General features: G+C 69.8%; 20 protein-coding genes. 9 read left to right on the top strand and 11 right to left on the bottom strand.

Features of this window, described 5'->3' with window-relative positions; all coding sequences use genetic code 11:
- A partial coding sequence (locus JWQ92_RS04940) for a hypothetical protein (RefSeq protein WP_367276709.1) occupies positions 1-659 on the top strand: 659 nt, incomplete at its 5' end.
- 329 nt (positions 660-988) lie between these two features.
- Here JWQ92_RS04940 and JWQ92_RS04935 read toward each other — a convergent pair.
- The 4 genes from JWQ92_RS04935 to JWQ92_RS04920 all read right to left on the bottom strand — a co-directional run bounded on the left by JWQ92_RS04935 (position 989) and on the right by JWQ92_RS04920 (position 3,342).
- Positions 989-1,372: a cupin domain-containing protein gene (locus JWQ92_RS04935; RefSeq protein WP_297343348.1), complete on the bottom strand. Its 384-nt coding sequence runs from the start codon at positions 1,370-1,372 to the stop codon at positions 989-991.
- Between the two features lie 542 nt (positions 1,373-1,914).
- Entirely contained in the window at positions 1,915-2,337 is a 423-nt protein-coding gene (locus tag JWQ92_RS04930; protein ID WP_297343350.1) for a VOC family protein, read from the bottom strand.
- 193 nt (positions 2,338-2,530) lie between these two features.
- The gene (locus tag JWQ92_RS04925) at positions 2,531-3,043 is read right to left on the bottom strand and encodes a hypothetical protein (RefSeq protein ID WP_297343347.1); all 513 of its coding nucleotides are present in this window, start codon (positions 3,041-3,043) and stop codon (positions 2,531-2,533) included.
- Entirely contained in the window at positions 3,040-3,342 is a 303-nt protein-coding gene (locus JWQ92_RS04920; protein ID WP_297343346.1) for a PadR family transcriptional regulator, read from the bottom strand. Before JWQ92_RS04920 ends, JWQ92_RS04925 begins: the two co-directional genes overlap by 4 nt.
- A gap of 219 nt (positions 3,343-3,561) precedes the next feature.
- Here JWQ92_RS04920 and JWQ92_RS04915 point away from each other — a divergent pair, with 219 nt between their 5' ends.
- From JWQ92_RS04915 to JWQ92_RS04905, 3 genes are all read left to right on the top strand, one after another.
- On the top strand, positions 3,562-4,257 hold the full coding sequence (locus tag JWQ92_RS04915; protein ID WP_297343345.1) for a trimeric intracellular cation channel family protein: 696 nt from the start codon (positions 3,562-3,564) through the stop codon (positions 4,255-4,257).
- A gap of 20 nt (positions 4,258-4,277) precedes the next feature.
- A complete protein-coding gene (locus JWQ92_RS04910; RefSeq protein ID WP_297343344.1) occupies positions 4,278-5,543 on the top strand; it encodes an amidohydrolase in 1,266 nt (421 codons plus the stop codon).
- Positions 5,544-5,669: 126 nt separating this feature from the next.
- Positions 5,670-6,026 (top strand): nuclear transport factor 2 family protein, encoded by a 357-nt coding sequence (locus JWQ92_RS04905; protein WP_297343343.1) that lies wholly within the window; start codon positions 5,670-5,672, stop codon positions 6,024-6,026.
- A gap of 66 nt (positions 6,027-6,092) precedes the next feature.
- Here the strand turns inward: JWQ92_RS04905 and JWQ92_RS04900 are convergent, their stop codons facing one another.
- On the bottom strand, positions 6,093-6,743 hold the full coding sequence (locus JWQ92_RS04900) for a TetR/AcrR family transcriptional regulator (RefSeq protein WP_297343342.1): 651 nt from the start codon (positions 6,741-6,743) through the stop codon (positions 6,093-6,095).
- A 119-nt stretch (positions 6,744-6,862) separates the two neighbouring features.
- On the opposite strand from JWQ92_RS04900, the gene JWQ92_RS04895 reads away from it, so the two are divergent.
- Together JWQ92_RS04895 and JWQ92_RS04890 are read left to right on the top strand one after the other, a co-directional pair.
- The gene (locus JWQ92_RS04895; protein ID WP_297343341.1) at positions 6,863-7,372 is read left to right on the top strand and encodes a cupin domain-containing protein; all 510 of its coding nucleotides are present in this window, start codon (positions 6,863-6,865) and stop codon (positions 7,370-7,372) included.
- A 77-nt stretch (positions 7,373-7,449) separates the two neighbouring features.
- Positions 7,450-8,418, top strand: a complete 969-nt coding sequence (locus JWQ92_RS04890; protein ID WP_297343340.1) for a HoxN/HupN/NixA family nickel/cobalt transporter — start codon at positions 7,450-7,452, stop codon at positions 8,416-8,418.
- Between the two features lie 192 nt (positions 8,419-8,610).
- Here JWQ92_RS04890 and JWQ92_RS04885 read toward each other — a convergent pair whose 3' ends face one another.
- From JWQ92_RS04885 to JWQ92_RS04875, 3 genes are all read right to left on the bottom strand, one after another.
- Entirely contained in the window at positions 8,611-9,450 is an 840-nt protein-coding gene (locus tag JWQ92_RS04885; RefSeq protein WP_297343339.1) for an aldo/keto reductase, read from the bottom strand.
- Positions 9,451-9,601: 151 nt separating this feature from the next.
- Entirely contained in the window at positions 9,602-10,432 is an 831-nt protein-coding gene (locus tag JWQ92_RS04880) for a cyclase family protein (RefSeq protein ID WP_297343338.1), read from the bottom strand.
- A 188-nt stretch (positions 10,433-10,620) separates the two neighbouring features.
- Positions 10,621-11,328: a TetR/AcrR family transcriptional regulator gene (locus tag JWQ92_RS04875; protein ID WP_297343337.1), complete on the bottom strand. Its 708-nt coding sequence runs from the start codon at positions 11,326-11,328 to the stop codon at positions 10,621-10,623.
- Here JWQ92_RS04875 and JWQ92_RS04870 point away from each other — a divergent pair.
- Positions 11,327-11,806: a cupin domain-containing protein gene (locus JWQ92_RS04870; RefSeq protein WP_297343336.1), complete on the top strand. Its 480-nt coding sequence runs from the start codon at positions 11,327-11,329 to the stop codon at positions 11,804-11,806. The genes JWQ92_RS04875 and JWQ92_RS04870 overlap by 2 nt on opposite strands.
- Before the next feature lie 74 nt (positions 11,807-11,880).
- Here JWQ92_RS04870 and JWQ92_RS04865 read toward each other — a convergent pair whose 3' ends face one another.
- The 3 genes from JWQ92_RS04865 to JWQ92_RS04855 all read right to left on the bottom strand — a co-directional run bounded on the left by JWQ92_RS04865 (position 11,881) and on the right by JWQ92_RS04855 (position 14,072).
- Positions 11,881-12,129 carry a YciI family protein gene (locus JWQ92_RS04865; protein ID WP_297343349.1) on the bottom strand — a complete coding sequence of 83 codons (249 nt, stop codon included), beginning with the start codon at positions 12,127-12,129 and terminating at the stop codon, positions 11,881-11,883.
- A 153-nt stretch (positions 12,130-12,282) separates the two neighbouring features.
- Positions 12,283-12,882: a hypothetical protein gene (locus tag JWQ92_RS04860; RefSeq protein ID WP_297343335.1), complete on the bottom strand. Its 600-nt coding sequence runs from the start codon at positions 12,880-12,882 to the stop codon at positions 12,283-12,285.
- 161 nt (positions 12,883-13,043) lie between these two features.
- Positions 13,044-14,072, bottom strand: a complete 1,029-nt coding sequence (locus JWQ92_RS04855; protein ID WP_297343334.1) for an alpha-hydroxy acid oxidase — start codon at positions 14,070-14,072, stop codon at positions 13,044-13,046.
- A 266-nt stretch (positions 14,073-14,338) separates the two neighbouring features.
- Between JWQ92_RS04855 and JWQ92_RS04850 the strand changes: the two genes are divergently transcribed.
- The gene (locus JWQ92_RS04850; RefSeq protein WP_297343333.1) at positions 14,339-14,890 is read left to right on the top strand and encodes an FBP domain-containing protein; all 552 of its coding nucleotides are present in this window, start codon (positions 14,339-14,341) and stop codon (positions 14,888-14,890) included.
- A gap of 336 nt (positions 14,891-15,226) precedes the next feature.
- A partial coding sequence (locus JWQ92_RS04845) for a diguanylate cyclase (protein WP_297343332.1) occupies positions 15,227-16,518 on the top strand: 1,292 nt, incomplete at its 3' end.

Genomic DNA, 16,518 nt, shown 5'->3' with positions numbered 1-16,518 from the left:
TGGAAATCTTCCTCACCATCGTCAGCGGCCTCGCCTGGACGATCGTCTACATCGAATCGATCCGACTCGGCTTCACACACAAGACGTACGCGATGCCCGTCGCGGCGCTCGGGTTGAACATCGCCTGGGAGACGATCTACGGCATCCACGGTCTCACTGGAGCGGTCGACGCCCAGACGATCATCGACCTGCTGTGGGCCGCAGCCGACGTCGTGATCGTCTACACGTTCTTCCGATTCGGTCGCGCGGAACTCCCCGCGTTCGTGACCCGGCCGTCCTTCATCGGTTGGGGCGTCGTCATCTTCGCCACCGCCTACGCCGTTCAGGCGCTCTTCATCGCCGAGTTCGGCTGGGTGGTCGGTGCGAGGTATTCCGCGTTCCTGCAGAACCTGCTGATGTCGGGCCTGTTCATCGCCATGCTGGTCGCGCGCCGCGGTACTCGCGGTCAGTCCATGGTGATCGCCGTTGCCAAGTGGCTGGGCACGCTCGCCCCCACCATCCTGATCGGCGTGCTGGGCGGCCTGCCCTTCATCATCGGGATCGGGCTGCTGTGCAGCGTGTTCGACCTGATCTACATCGGGATGCTGTGGTCGGCGAAGAAGAAGCCGCTCGAAGACGCCACTCGCGTGGACCTCGTCGCCGAATCAGTCATCGAGTGACGCGGCGCACTCGATGCGAGAAGGGGAATTCCGGCCGTCCGGAATGGGCATTTCGGGCCCAACCGCTTCGGCGCCGAACCCGTCGGCGCCCTAGTCGGCGTCTGTTCTTCTCTGACGTTCACACGGGTGCCGACAAGAGGCGCTCCGTGCCGAGCCGTAGGCCGGACGGGCCGCGCTATGCGACCAAACGTGTGTGCGCCGTCGGCTGCCTGGCACCCGCGCGCCCCGAGCCATGCACGCCCCCGAGAACCTCGAGTTCCGAACGCAGCACACGACCCCGCGAAACGAGGCGGCGGCGGGATCGCTCCTCGCCGCCGCCTCGCCTCCGGTCAGCGCCGCTTCGCGTAGTCGGCGAAGCCCTGCCAGTCCACGAACACGCAGGGCTCGTCGCCGACGACCCACGCATCATGACCCGGCGCCATGGCGGCAAAGTCGCCGGGCCCGTACTCCACCCGCTCGCCGTCGTCCATCTGGACGGTCATCCGACCGCTCACGAAGTAGCCGAGGTGGGCGGCCTGGCAGCTGTCGGTGCCGGCGATCGGCTTGACGTGCATCGACCACCGCCAGCCGGGCCGGAAGGTGGCGCGCCCTACGGCGCCGGAGTCGAGGTTGATCAATTCGAGGTGCCCGCTGTCGCCCTCGAAGGGCCGGTCCTCCTCGGGGGTGTCGAAGCTCTTCCTGACGAGCCGTGGTGTGGTGACCTGCTGAGACATGATGTCCCTTGCTTTCGATCTGAAGGGTGAGCGGCCCGGTCCGGGGCCGGTGCGGTGCGCCCTGACGCGGCGCGGTGTGCCAGGCGTGCGCCCGGCGGCGACGGACGGGGGCGGGCGTTCGTCCCCACTTCCGCCCAGGTGCCGTCATAGACCTCGAGGTCCGGCGCGTCAAGAGGGTCGAGCCGCCCTCGAGGACGCGTGCGCCTCCCAGTCCTTCGACGGTGCTCAGCCGCCGAGGTCCACGCGTCCGAGCAGGCCAGATTCCGCGACAGTCCGGCCCGACGATGACGACCGAGCAGTTCCGGAACTCGCGTTTCTGGCACCACATGGATGTGTGCAGCGATGTGTGCACACGGAGCCGACATGCCGGGTCAGGCGCCTCTTCCAGACCTTGGCGCTCGAGCAGCTGAACTACGGCTCCCTCCGCCAGCTGGCGACGGGCGATGGACCGTCCTCGGCATCGCCGCTCCCATCCGTCTCGCCCGCCGATGGGAGCACGGATCCTCGTCTTCCGATGGGAGCGTGTCGTCCACTGCGAGCAGCTACCAGGGCACGACCGTCGTTCCACCCCACTCTTCGGGAGCGACATCGGCGATGGACTGGGTGAATGTCCACCGGTGCCCGGCCGGGTCCGCGGCGGTGTACTGCCGCTCGCCGTACGGCTGGTCAGCCGGTTCGGCCAGAATCTGAGCGCCGGCGGCCGCTGCGACCCGATAGTGGGCGTCGATGTCCGAGACCCGGACCGTCACCGAGTGGCTCAGGTCCGCGCCCGCAGCGGTGCGCCCGTTCGTCGTGTCGGCAACGAAGAGCGCGCCCTCCCCGAATCCCAGTTGCGCCCTGTGGTCGCCGATTCGGACGTGTTCCACCAGCCCGAACGCCCGCTGCAGCCAAGCCGTGGCCGCAGAGACGTCCGGGTAGCTGAGAACCGGCATCACCGTGAACGGCGGGGCAGAGCGGTTGCGCATCACGACGGGCATCCTCCCGCTCGCCGGCCATCGGCGGAAGCCCTCATCCATCGGTGCGGTCGGGCCCGAGGGCAGTGCGTAAGCGCCCGATCGCAGCCGAGCCGCCAGTGGGCGCGGAGGGCCCGGCGCGCCTCTTCCTCGGCCCACCGAACAGACATCGTGCCGCTTCCACGCCCACCCGGGTCGGTCCCCCTCAGGTCTCTCGACGTCCGGACGCTAGGCGCCGAAGCCCGACTCCCCCGTAGGCCGCGATCACCGCCGGAACGAGCAGGATGAGAAGGGATGTCGAACTCCACCACCCGGGAGGGAGATGCACATCCGGGTTCTCCACCCCGAGAGCCACCCTGACGACATGCTCGACCGCGACGGTGCAGCCGATCAGGACACCAGCCAGCCACGCCCTCCGCACCCACACGAATCCCACCAGCCCAGCGCCGGCGGCGATGAAGACCAACGTCACCTGGTTCGCGATGTCGGACGAGCTCTCGTTCACGACGGCCACCGCGGCGACGACGAGCCAGAGCACGGCGCTCCTGAGCACCGGACCCACTATGAGACCCCGGACGAGCATGGCCCTTGCCGCCGACCGCCACTGCTCGGCCTCCTCGACATCAGGTGTGGAGGCGGCTTCGGCGAGCGCCGCGTCGATGGATGATCGTCGCGCCAGCGGAACGAATCGGGTGAGGAACCTTCCGATGGGGTTCACGCCAACGCCTCCCCTGTCCTTCTGCGTGGCTCCCGGTCTACGCGGCGCGACTCCTCCGACAGGGTCCGCCCGCCGATGTCGGTCAGCCGGTATGCGTGTCGTGCCGGACGCCTGCCCAGCGGGCTCTGCTCCCACCGCCCCTCGAGCAGCCCGCGCAATGCGAGGCGTTCGAGGATCGGATACAAGGTCCCGGGCTTCAGGCCCGTCCTGCGCGAGAGCTCGTAGCCGTGCAGCCAGCCGCCCTCGTCCCGGAGAGCGGTGAGGGTGTCGATCGCTTGCGCACTCAGCCTTCGAACCATCCCCGAACTCTATATATTCAGCGTGAGGCGAGCAACCTGCTGTCCACGGGCACTCCGGCCCGCGGAAGCAGCGCCAAGGCTGAACGTTCGCCTCGACCTCACGGGCTCCAGACGCACGTGGGCACCGATGTGTGCACGCCAGCGCGGTACGCCTGATCAGGCGGACGTTCCGGCTGCCGAGTAGCGTGACGTGCATCGGCGAGCCGAAGAGGTGACGAGGTGGGGCTGTCGGAGGTGTTCCGCGTCCTCGACCTCATCGGCGTCTTCGCGAACGCACTCCTCGGCGGCCTGATCGCCCGCCAGGAGAAACTGGACCCGATCGGGTTCGTCGTGCTCGCGGTGCTGTCCGGTCTCGGCGGAGGACTGATCCGCGACGTGCTCCTTCAACACGGGCCGCCCGTCGCACTGACGGACTACTCGTATCTCCTGACCGCGTTCGCCGGAGCGGCGGTCAGCTACCTCGTTCGGGTTCGCGGCCGGGTCTGGGACTGGGTATGGCCGGTCGTCGACGCCCTCGCGCTGGGCACGTGGGCGGCCGCCGGCGCGCAGAAGACCCTCGGGGTGGGCCTCGGCTGGCTTGCCGCGGTCCTGCTCGGCACGATCACCGCCGTGGGCGGCGGCGCCGTGCGCGACGTGGTCCTGCGTCGGATACCCGGGATCCTCGGCGGCAACACCCTGTACGCGACGTGCGCAATCGTCGGCAGCACCGTTCTCGTGGTGCTGGCAGAGCTGGGATACCCGACGGTCGGACTGGTCACATCCACGATCGTCGGCGCCGGCCTGTGCCTGCTCGCTCGCTGGCGAGGCTGGATCCTGCCCAGCGCTGACGCCTGGTCACCGGCCCGGATCATCCCCGCGTCCACTCTCGGGCGGCTCAGGCGTCGAACCGCACGTCGAGAGCGTCCCCGCGAGTAGGGACAACCCCAGGAGGAACCATGAACGCAGCAGCGACCACGACGGCAGTCCTGTCAGGACTCGACCGTGCTCGAAGCTCGATGGAGGACTTCTACCGACACCTCCACCAGCATCCCGAGCTGTCCCATCAGGAGACCACCACGGCGGCCGAGGTCGTCGACCGGCTCAAAGGCGACGGCTACGACGTCACCTCCGGGGTCGGCGGCACGGGCGTGATCGGGGTGCTTCGCAACGGTGACGGACCGACGGTGCTGCTCCGAGCCGACATGGACGCCCTCCCGGTACAGGAAGAGACCGGCCTCCCCTACGCCAGCACGATCACCGCGACCGACAGTCAGGGTGCGACGGTCCCCGTGATGCACGCCTGCGGACACGATGTCCACGTCAGCACCCTGCTCACCGCGGCAGCACTGCTCGCAGCCGGGCAGGACCGCTGGCAGGGCGGACTCGTGGTGCTGTTCCAACCCGCGGAGGAAGTGGGCGACGGTGCCCAGGGCATGGTGCAGGACGGGCTCGCCACGATCGTGGGCAAGGTCGATGTCGCGCTGGCACAGCACGTGCTTCCGCTGCCCGCCGGTGTGGTCGGCACCCGCAACGGAGCGGTGCTCTCGGCTGCCGACAGCATGCGCATCACCCTGCACGGGCGTGGCGCCCACGGGTCCATGCCCCAGGCCGCCGTCGACCCCGTCGTGCTCGCCTCCATGATCGTCGTCCGCCTCCAGACCGTGATCTCCAGAGAGGTCGCCCCGACCGAGCCCGCCGTGCTCACCGTGGGCAGCATCCACTCCGGCAGCAAGAGCAACGTCATCGGCGACCAGGCCGTGCTCGAACTGAACATCCGCACCTACGACGAGCAGACCCGCGCCGGCATCCTGGCCGCGATCCGGCGTGTGGTCGTAGCCGAGTGCGAGGCGTCCGCCGCACCGGCCCCGCCCGAGTTCGAGATGTTCGACCGATTCCCCACCACGACCAACGACTCCGACACCACCGGGAAGGTCGCTGCCGCATTCAGCGACCACTTCGGCGACCGGGCGATCGAGCTGCCCCTGCAGAGCGCCAGCGAAGACTTCAGCGACATCCCTACTGCCCTGGGCGTCCCCTACACGTACTGGGGAATCGGCGGCATCGACCCGACCTCCTACCGGACCGCAGCCGCCGCGGGACGGGTCGCCCAGGACATTCCGGTCAACCACTCCCCCCACTTCGCGCCCGTTCTGCAGCCCACCCTCGATACCGGCACTCAGGCACTGGTCGTAGCCGCCCTGGCCTTCCTCAGTGCGAACTGACACGCCCACGACAACGAGGTCGGCCCGGAAGTCGAGCCACCTGTATCGCACCCTTGCAACGAACCCGTTGCTGCCCGGAGCCCTTCGTGGGACGCTCGGCGAAACCGCCTCGACGAAGGAGTCGCCGTGTCCAATGAAGAGAACTTCGCTTTGGTCCGTAGGTTCAACCAGGTCTTCAAGCTTGACGACCTGAGCGTCTTGGACGAGATCCTCGCTCCGGACTTCGTGGCCCACAACGGTGACCAGGACGTCCACGGCCCCGACGGTTGGCGGAAGTTCGTGCTCGAGACGCGCGAGCAGGGCGGCGAGGTCGACACCGGGACCGAGGAACTGCTCGGCGACGGCAACCTCGTGGCTGAACGGTGGTGGATGCGTGGATCTGCCGACGGGCATGACCAACTCGAGGGCCACGGAATCACGATGCACCGCATCGCGAACGGCAGACTCCAGGAGAACTGGGGCGTCTTTCATCCGGGCGCCTAGCCGGGCGTGCGCAGCACGGTTGTAGCAGAGACCGGCCTTGTGGCCTTCCGCCGTTCTGACCACTGATCAGAAGGTCGGGAGTTCGAGTCCCTCCGGACGCGCACCCCGGCCGTCGGCGCGAGTCCGCCCGGCCGGCTCGACACCGCTCGAGTCCCGCGCGGTCACCGATGCGGCGAGCTCGACCATCAGCGTGACGGCCTCCTCGTTCGAGAGACCGTTGTCGAGGTTGAGGGAGTGCCAGGTCCAGAACGACACGGCATGGCCGATGACCGCGTCGAGGACCCCGGGCGCCGACGCAGCGACGAACGGCTCGCGAAGCGCGCGCCGGAAGGAGAGGTTCTGCTCCCCGAGGCCCTGCCGCTGGCCCGCGGGCAGCGCGTCCCAATCGCGGTAGATACCGGTGAGCATCCCCGAACCGTCCCGGTAGAACCGGTACAGGTCCAACAGTCCGAACCGGAGACGTTCGAGCGGCTGCTCGATGTCGGCCCATGCCGAGGGGTCGGGGACCTGTTGCCGGGAGAGCCAGTGGGCCGAGCACGCACCGTAGAGCGCTTCCTCGTCGGGGAAGTGCCGGTAGACGGTGACGCGGGTCACGCCGGCCACCTCGGCGATCGCCGCGATGGTGGTCCGCGCCGGGCCGACCGTCCCATGCAGAGTCACGGCGGCGCCCACGATCCGCTGCCGGGTCTCATCCACCTGCTCGACTCGCCGGCTCATCTCGTAGCGACGCCTATTGGGTGTACGCGGCTGTTCACTCAACTCTTGACACCACGCCTCGTTCGGGTCGACACTTTCGGTACACGCCAGTGTATAACGAAATAGAAGGGTGACCCGAGATGAGCCTCGACGACGAACCACGACTGACCGTCGTGCAGCCGAACGAAGGGCGCGAGGGAAGCCTCGGCAGCATCGGGGTCGTCTTCAAGCTCTTCGGTGAACAAACCGACCATCAGGTGTCGATCGTCGAGCATCCCTTCCCGGTCGGCGCTTTGGTACCGCCCCACCTGCACACGCGTGAGGACGAGTACTCCATCGTGATCGAAGGCGAGATCGGGTTCCGTTCCGGCGATCGCGAGGTGGTGCTGGGCGCCGGCGGCTACATCACGAAGCCTCGAGGCGAGGTGCACACGATGTGGAATGCGGGAAGTACACCGGCGCGGATGATCGAGGTGATCGCCCCAGCCGGATTCGAGCACTTCTTCTGGGGACTGGCGGACGCGTTCCAAGACGGCCCTCCAGATCCGGGGGAGATTCAACGACTCGCCGCCGAACACGGGCTCCAATTCAGTGAACCGTCGTGGTTGCCGGACCTCGTCCAGCGCTACGGCCTCACACCGCTCGGCTGACGGGCTCCGCCGTGACCGTTCGCACGGCGCCCGGGTCATCAGTGCTCTCCCGCGTGGCAGCGGCGCCGCTGCTTCGCATGGCCGTCGTCGTCCTCGGACTGCACCTCATCGGTGGGATCCTGCTACTGACCGAAGTCGGCCGTGCGGTCACGCCCCGTGGCGCCGGTCCCGTGTTCGGGGTCAGCATCGGGATCGCCGCCTACCTCCTCGGAATGCGGCACGCCTTCGACGTCGATCACATCGCGGCGATCGATTCCACCACGCGCAAACTGCTCGGGGACGGCGTCCGCACCCGGTCGGTCGGTTTCTGGTTCTCCCTCGGCCATTCCAGCGTCGTGTTCCTGCTCTGCACTGGACTCGCCGCCGGAGCCGGGCTCGTCGGTGACCTCGTCGCACCAGCGGGCGGAGGACTTCGCGACACCCTCGCGCTCCTGGGAACGACCGTGTCGGGCGCATTCCTGTGCGGGCTCGGGCTCCTCAACCTCGGGCTGCTCGGCCGTCTCCTGGCCGGCCTCCGCCCGGCGCGGGGCGGGCGATCCCGGACAGAGGCGTTCCCGGGTGGGGTGCTCGTGCGCGTTCTTCGACCGCTGATGCGCACCGTGACCCGCCCCTGGCAGATGTACCTCGTGGGCCTGCTCTTCGGGCTCGGGTTCGACACCGCATCCGAAGTAGCCCTCCTCGTGGTCGCCGGGGGCGCAGCGATGGCGGCCGTGCCCTGGTACGCGATCCTGTCCCTCCCCGTCCTGTTCGCCGCGGGCATGAGCCTGCTCGACACCCTCGACGGCTGGTTCATGAGCCTCGCCTACGGCTGGGCGTTCACTCACCCTCGCCGACGACTGGCCTACAACTGCGCGCTCACCGCACTATCGGCCGGCGTCGCCCTCACCATCGGCACTTTCGAGCTCGCATCGACCACCACAGCAGGCAGCACGACCGGGGTCGACTTCGGAGCGCTCGGCTACGGCGTCGTGGGGCTGTTCGTCGTCGTATGGCTCAGCGCTGTGGCCGCCAGCCATTCGCGCGCAGGAAGGCGGGTAGCGGACTGACGGACGACGCTCCGCCCACCCCTCCCCGTGCACGCAGTGCGTGCGCCCCCTGCGCGATCGCTCCAGCAGGTCCCGAGCCGAGGTTCCGCCCCCATGTCCACGGCCCTATCGAGGTCCGTGGCCCACAGGGCGCGAAAGGCCACCGCCGCGACCCTCACCGCGAGGCCTCGTGCTCACTGACCTCGGGAAGCGTCAGCCTTCGTTGACGTCCATCGGATCGCCGCCGACGCGCCGGTTCTCGTCGAGCCCGTCGATGGCCGCCATCTCCTCCGGCGTCAGCTCGAAGCCGAACACGTCGAAGTTCTCGGTCATCCGCTCACGCGAGCTGGACTTCGGGATCACGATGTTGCCGGTCTGCACGTGCCAGCGCAGCACGACCTGCGCCGGCGTGACGCTGTGCGCGGCCGCCGCGTCCTTGATCGGCGCCTTGCCGAACAGGTCGTACTTGCCCTGGCCGAGCGGCCCCCACGACTCGGTGAGAATCCCGTGCCGGTCCTGGAAGGCCCGCAGCTCGCGCTGCTGGAAGATCGGGTGCAGCTCGACCTGGTTCACCGACGGCACCGTGTCCGTCTCGGCGAGCAGCCGCTCCAGGTGCGGGACGAGGAAGTTGCTGACGCCGATGCTCTTCGCCCGGCCGTCGCGCGTGAACGTCTCGAAGGTGCGCCAGGTGTCCACGTAGGCGTCGACCTTCGGCATCGGCCAGTGGATGAGGTAGAGGTCGATGTAGCCGGCGTCGAGGGCGTCGAGGCTGCGCTGGAAGGCGCCCTCCACGTCCCGAGCACGGTGGTGGTCGTTGCGCAGCTTGGTCGTGAGGAAGATCTCCTCGCGCGGAACGCCGGAGGCCCGCATGGCGGCGCCGACCTCGCGCTCGTTGTTGTAGCCGGTGGCGGTGTCGATGTGCCGGAAGCCCACCTCGATCGCCTCCTCGACCACCCGCTGGGTGTCCTTCGGCTCGACGAGGAAGACGCCGAATCCGAGCTGCGGGATCGACGTGCCGGAGTTGAGCGGGAGGGCGGGAACGGAAGAGGCCATGTGCGCGAGCCTAGATCTGTTCCATCCACACAACCCGAGCACCGCGATGGTGGTCCGGTACCCCACATACCGACGGTCGTTACGTCTCCTGATTCACCGACGCCGCCTCGATCACGATTCGGCGCTCGCGTGTGCACGGCGACGTGAAGAGTCAGGATGCGCTGGCAGGGCCATCCGGAAGCCAGGCGAAGGCCCGGCCCGGTGCGCCGGTGCCGCGGGCGACCTTGAGAGGCGCGAAGCAGAAGACGGCGCCGCGCACCGGCAGCTGGTGCAGGTGGCCGAGCGCCTCGATGAAGGCGACCCTCGCGCCGAGGGCGAGGGTGTGCACGGCCGCACCGGCGTGACTCGAGCCCATGCTCGCTCCATCCGTTCCGACACAGGTGACGCCGCGGTCCATGAGGAGCCGCATGGCGTCGGCGTCGGGGGCGGGCCAGCCGGGCGTGGTGCGCGTGACGAGCGGGTGGTGGCTGTAGGCGAGGCCTGCCTCCCCCCGCACGTAGTGCCGGTCCCAGCCCGTGCGGAAGAGCACGATGTCGCCGGGGGCGAATCGGTCGTTCTCCTCCTCCCACGCAGCCAGGAACTCGACGGTGATGATGGGAGAGACGCCGGGGCCGGACCCGGGCAGGTCCTGCGGGATCTCCACCACCACGGCAGCACCCATGAGCTGCCGCAGCGGCAGCTGCTCGACGGTGATGCTGCCGGCCTCCGCGGCCCCGGGCAGCCCGGTCTTCGACTCCGGGATGAAGTGTGCGGGGGCGTCCACATGGGTGCCGGTGTGCTCGTCGATCAACAGCCAGCGCGTCTGGTAGGGCCCGACTTCGCTCTTCAGCGGCGAAACCTGGTCGTCCCGCGCCTCGAAGTAGTTGAACGTCTTCTGCTGGTACGGCATGTGCTTGGCCCACGCCGCGGGCAACTCCTCGGCGAGCAACAGTGTGAGATCGACGACTCGGAGGTCGAGAAGGGCTTTCATCTGCTCGTCCATCGCAACTCCCCTGTGTCTCGGCCTACCCCGCCCGGATACGGGTCGCCTGACCAGATTCCGGCGCTTCGATGATCACGGCCTCGAGGTCATCATCGGCCAACGTCGTGAGCGTCGCGGGCGTTCGCTGTCATGAACCCGTCACCGGTCCGCCCGAAGCAGGTCTGGTCCTCAACCGACGCCATCGGCTGCTAGGGGGCTGTCGCGGAATCGGCCCCTGATCCTGACTCCGTGAGGACCGCCGTCACGAGCGTCCGTGCCATCCACACCAGCACCTCGACTGCTTCGGTGACGGACAGATCGGCGACGTCCCGGGTCCACACCACGGCGTCGGCGCCGAACAGGGGCATCAAGGCCGCGCGCAGGCGCCAGCGCGCGGCCCCGGGAACGTCGACGGGCAACCCTGACAGCAGTTCGTCGATCCACCGGTCCCGCTGCATGCGTCCTCTCCGGGACAACCCGTGCTGTGCGCTGTTCTCCCCGAGGGAGACGGCGAGGACGGCCCGCAACTCGCGTTCATGGTCGAACGCCCACTGCGCGGTCGCCCGGACCAGGGCCTCGGCCCGATCCGCCAGGCCGGCGAGGTGATCGCCCCCCGAGCCGACGACGGCAGGAACGATCGCGTCCTGAACCGGCCGCGTCGCCCACAGCAGGACCGCGTCGTTGTTGAGGAAGTGCCGGTAGGCCGTGGCCCGGGACACCTGCGCGCGCGCCGCCACGGCGTCGACGGTCATCGGGCCCCCTTCGCGGAGCTGAGCCCGGGCCGCCGCCGTCAGCCGCTCGCGCATCCGTCGACTCGCCGGAGTGGGCGGAACGTCCCCGTTGACAGCACTGGTCACGAGCAGCATGATACTCACGTCTAAACTTGAGACGGATGTCTCAATCAGAGGAGCCATCATGACTGAACACCTGCTCACCCCGCGCGTATCCGTCCTCGGCCCGGAGGACGGCGAGCTCCTGCGAGCAGGACCTGTGCTGCACCGCGTGCTCGAGGACGGCAGCACCACCGAGGGTCGCCTCGGGCTCGTGGAGTGCCGGATGCCGGCCGGATGGGGCGGACCGCCGCAGCACATCCACCGCGCTCACGACGAGTCCTTCTTCGTCCTCACCGGTTCCGTCCGATTCCGAAGCGGCTCGGCCGAGCACGTCCTGGGGCCGGGCTCCACCTTCGTCGCCGGCATGGGAACCCCGCACACGTTCGGCAACGCCGACCCCCACGAGCCGGCCTCGCTGCTGCTCACGGTGACGCCCCAGCGGTACATCGGGTACTTCCGCGAGCTGCAGGACCTCCGTCCCGGCCCCGACGGGATGCTCGTTGCGGCCGAGATCCTGACGTTGATGTCGCGGTACTCGACGGAGCCGTTCTCGCCTTCATGAGGGGGACCGCTGCCTGCTCGACGCCGCAGGCGGGCGAGCATGCGCTGCTCGACCGACCGCACGGCGACGGAGATCTAGAGGTACTCCAGCGCGTTCCACTCCTGGACGGGAAGAGGCTCGGCCAGCCCCTCGAGGACGAACGGGTCGCCCAGGGGAAACGCCGCTGCGGCTTCCGCATCGCGGAAGACAGCCATGGAGCCGCTCCCCGGGGCCGGCAGCAGCGGTCCGATGAGCAGGATCCTCCCGTCAGCCGCCACGCGATCGAGATACTCGCGATGCCGCGGGTAGACCTCCATGACGCGCGCCTCGGCCCCCTCCTTCATCACGTACCGAGAGACGTAGAGCACCCTGGATCCCCTCCCGCACCCGCTCGAGATCGAACGGCAGGAGCACGGTACAGGGGAGCAGGACCCCGGGTATGCGCGGCCGAGGGCCGAGTCAGGGAGCTCGGCCCTCCGACGGGACGATCCCGGCCCCTAGCTCGTGAACCGGAACGACCGGCGTATCGAGTCGAACACGGCCAGATCGGCCGCATTCATGCTCGATCCGCTCGCCTCGAAGATGGCTGCGTAGCCGCGGTCGCCATGCACGAAGGCGAACTTGACGGGGTTCACCTCGCCGCAGGTCGCCGTCCAGGTCAGGGCCGGCTCGTCGCCGAGCACCACCTTCTTCGCGGTCCTGGCATCGACACATCCCGCCCGTACGCCGCGCACCACGGCCGCCCGCCAGGGGGTCAGCTGGATCCCCTTCGCCGCGGGCGCGGCGCCGATCGTGAACACGCGTTGGGTCTTCGAGTCGGCGAAATCGGCGAACGCGGGTGACTCCTGGCCCTGCAACGCCTTGCCGTCCCACACGTCCTGCGCGTCGACCCCTGACCATCCCTGCGGGAGGGTCAGCCGGAAGTGGTACCGCTTCGACACGAATTCGTGCGCCCCCGACGTCAGCGTCGCGGTCACGGTGGGCGTCGGTCGGGGCTGCGAGGTGGCCTTCGTCGCAGGCGATGCGCAGCCTGCGGTGACCATCACGAGGGCGATGAGCCCGAGTGTGAATGCGCTCCTCTGCCCCATGCGTGGCATGTCGCCTCCTGCGCGGCCACGCTAGCCCTCCCGGAGCCGGGATGACCCAGGTCTCTTCGAATCACCCGCCTCCGCGATGCGGCCCTCGACCGCGCACGCCGCAGCCCCTTCGCGACCGCGCCACGCAGCCACCGACGAGGCCCGCATGCAGCCGATGGCCGTCAGACCCCCGCGCGCCGGACCATGCCCGGCATCACGTCCGCGACCCGTCCTGCCCCGAGACCGGCCATGGCCGCGGCGACCTCCTCGTTGAGGGCCTGGAGCACGGCTTCGAGCTGCGCCTGACCGCCCGCCGCGAGCGCCCACAGCACCGGCCGCCCGATCCCGACGGCGGCCGCCCCGAGCGCGAGCGCCCGGACCACGTCCGCGCCGGAACGGATGCCACCGTCGACGAGCACCGGTGCACGCCCTGCCACGGCGTCGGCGATCCCGCCGAGGACGTCGGCGACCGGGGCCACGCCGGAGAGCTGGCGACGTCCATGGTTCGACACGACGACGCCGGCCGCGCCCGCGTCCAGGGCCCGGATCGCATCCTCCGGAGTCATGACACCCTTCGCCCAGACCGGCAGTCCGGACGACTCGACGATGGCCGCGACGTCGTCCGGCGTGAAGCAGCTCTCCACGGCAGCGCCCGCGCCACCACCCGTCGGCCCCACGTTGCCGCGCACGGCCACGGGTCCCACGAGGGGCGCTCGGCGGAAGCTCGCGTCGGCGAGGGTGCCCGGTACATCGAGGGTCAGCACGAAGGCGGCTGCGCCGGCATCGGCGCAACGCGCCAGGTAGTCGGCGGTCACCGCCCGGTCCCGCTGCACGTAGATCTGCGCCCACCACGGGGACGTCGCGGATGCGGCGAAGCGCTCCACCGCGATCGAGGCGTTGTGCGAGTAGGTCATCAGCATGCCGGCGTTCGCGGCGGCGGCGATGGTGAGGCACTCGCCCTCGTCGTGGCAGGCGCCGTGGCCGGCGGTGGCGGCGATCGTCACCGGCGACGCGAAACGAGCTCCGCCGAGCTCGACGCTCGTGTCGATCGTCGTCAGACCCGTCAGGATCCGGGGGACGAGATCCCACTGATCCCAGGCCCGTGCGTCGCGCTCGGAGTCGGCTCGACCGTCCGCCGTCCCTTGGAAGAACGCCCAGGCGTCCGGCGGCACGGCGGCTTGCGCCGCGGCTCGGAGAGGCGCGAAGTCCATCCGCCTCACCATGCCACACGACGAAGGAGCCGGCGAGGCGGCCGGATCCGCGTCGTACGCCGGGCGGGTGACCTCCTGCTCCGCTGCGCCTGCGGCGTCTGGAGGTCGTCGGCGCGGAACGCGCCGGCACGAGGTAGTCGCCGGATCCGGTTCCCAGCCCTGCCGCGCCCTCGACGGTCGCGGCACCGACGCCGCACTCGATGCGGCGCGTCTCCAGACCGAACCCCTCGCGCCGGCGGCGCGACGCGACTCAGACAGGCCTCACCATGCGACCCATACGCGAGGAGCGCCTCCGCGCGGCCCTCATCAACACCTCGCAGCGCGAACGGAAAGCACTCATCCTGCCGCCCGGCTTCGGATCACTCCCCCGGGACGGGCTCGACCACCTCGGCTGGCGCGACCCGAAGCAGCCACTGGTGGGGTACGTGTTCGCCGAGCTCGAGAACGACGTGGTCGGTGTGCTGCTCAGGCAGGCCGAGCGCACCCCAGGGACGACCGCGCAGTGCTCGTGGTGCGAGGACGTCCAGCTGCCGAACCCCGTCGTGTTCTTCAGCGCCAAGCGCCCCGGTGCCGCAGGGCGGAACGGCGACACGGTCGGCGTGCTGATCTGCGCGGACTCCGAGTGCTCCCGCAACGTGCGGAAGCGCCCCGCGATGGCCTACCTCGGCTTCGACGTCGAAGCGGCCCGGCAGCATCGCATCGAACGGCTGCGGGAGCACGTGACCGGTTCGCGCGGGATCTCCAGGGGACCTGATGCGGCCGAGAGCGCGCTCGTCCACGCACCCCGCAGGAGATGTCCTCGGCGGGGACGGTCGTGATGCTGGAGTACGCGCGCTCAGTGCTTCGGCGTGACCGTCTCGTTCGTGCAGTCGACCGTCACGGACGCAGGAGGAGGTGGCGCCAGGAGCGCGAGCCGGGGCGTGCCACGGATCCCGGTCCCGCCGATGCCGGCCGGCGTCCCCCACGCCGGCGGCGGGGCGATGTCAAGGGGCCTCTGTGGCTCAGCGCGGGCGCCCGGTGAGGGATACATTGCGTGACAGCGCGTTCGGCCGGGTCCCTTCTGCTCGCCCCGGTCCGCCGACGCTCGGACGCGGCACCTGCCGCGGCGTCGCGGCCTGCGGTATCCGCGCTGCACGACGAGGAGCGGGAACCCGATGACCGAGGGGCAGGCGAGCGCCGGGCCGGAGTCGCGCGACTCGTTCTTCGGAGCGCTGATGGGCGCCCTGCCGGAAGCGGCCGTCGTCACGGACGACGAGCAGGACATCGTCTACGTGAACGACGCCTTCACCACCATGACCGGCTACACCCTGGACGAGGTCCGAGGCCGTAACTGCCGGTTCCTGCAGGGCCCCGGAACGGACCAGGCCACCGTCCGGGCGGTCCGCGACGCCCTCCGGGCCGGCGAACCCTTCCGCGGGCGACTGCTGAACCACCGGAAGGACGGCGACGCGTTCTGGAACGAGCTGGCGCTCGCACCGATCGGGGGCACCTCCGGCCGGCCCGCGAACTTCATCGCGCTCGAGCGGGACGTGTCCACGAGCGTCGCGGACCGGGCGGGACTGGCCGAGCTGCTGCAGCAGACGGAGCGGGAGCGGGCGACGCTCGGCGCCCTGCTCGACACCGCGCGCACCCTCGCACAGGAGGTGAGCACCGAGAAGGTGCTGCGCTCCGTGGCGGATTCGATCCCCGGGCTCTGCGGCTCCGAGCGGTCGGCGGTGGCCGTCTGGGACCCGGAGACCTCGCGCCTGTCCATCGCCGCTCACACCGGCTGGCCCTCGCACCTCGACGAGCTGATGACGGGCGCGATCGTCTCGCCCTCCACCAGTCCGGAGCTCGCCGACATCGTGGTGAGGCCCGAGCCGGTGCTGATCCGCGACCCCGCATCGTCCGCGTGGGCACGCAGCGCCCTCGAGCAGTACGAGATCGACGCCTTCGCCGCGGTCCCCGTGCACTCGACGGGCGAGCTCCGGGGCGTGCTGCTGGCGTACTGGTGCGGAGCCGGTGCGCCGACCGAGATGGAGGAGAACCTCCGCCTCCGTCTGTCGGGCCTCGCGGGCATCGCCGCGATCGCGCTCGACAACGCCCGCCTGATGGAGGAGACGCACTGGATCGCGGCCCACGATCCGCTGACCGGGCTGCCGAACCGATCCATCCTCGAGAAGCGGCTCGCTCGCGCCCTGCAGCGCACGGACGAGCGATCGGCCACGGCCGTCGTCTTCTGCGACATCGACGGCCTGAAGCAGACGAACGACGCCCTCGGGCACGACGCCGGCGACCGGGTGCTGATGGAGGTCGCCGCCCGCCTGCGCGCCTCGCTGCGCCCGGGGGACACCGTGTCCCGGGTGGGCGGAGACGAGTTCGTGATCGTGCTCGAGCACGTCAGCGGGGAGGACGAGGTGCAGCCGATCATCCGTCGGCTCGAGGAGGCGCTCGCCGTCCCGCTCCG

The sequence above is a fragment of the Amnibacterium sp. genome, from assembly GCF_025463795.1.
Taxonomy (GTDB): domain Bacteria; phylum Actinomycetota; class Actinomycetes; order Actinomycetales; family Microbacteriaceae; genus Amnibacterium.
Note: the sequence above shows the minus strand (reverse complement) of the source record. Positions and strands in the feature narration are given on the sequence as shown.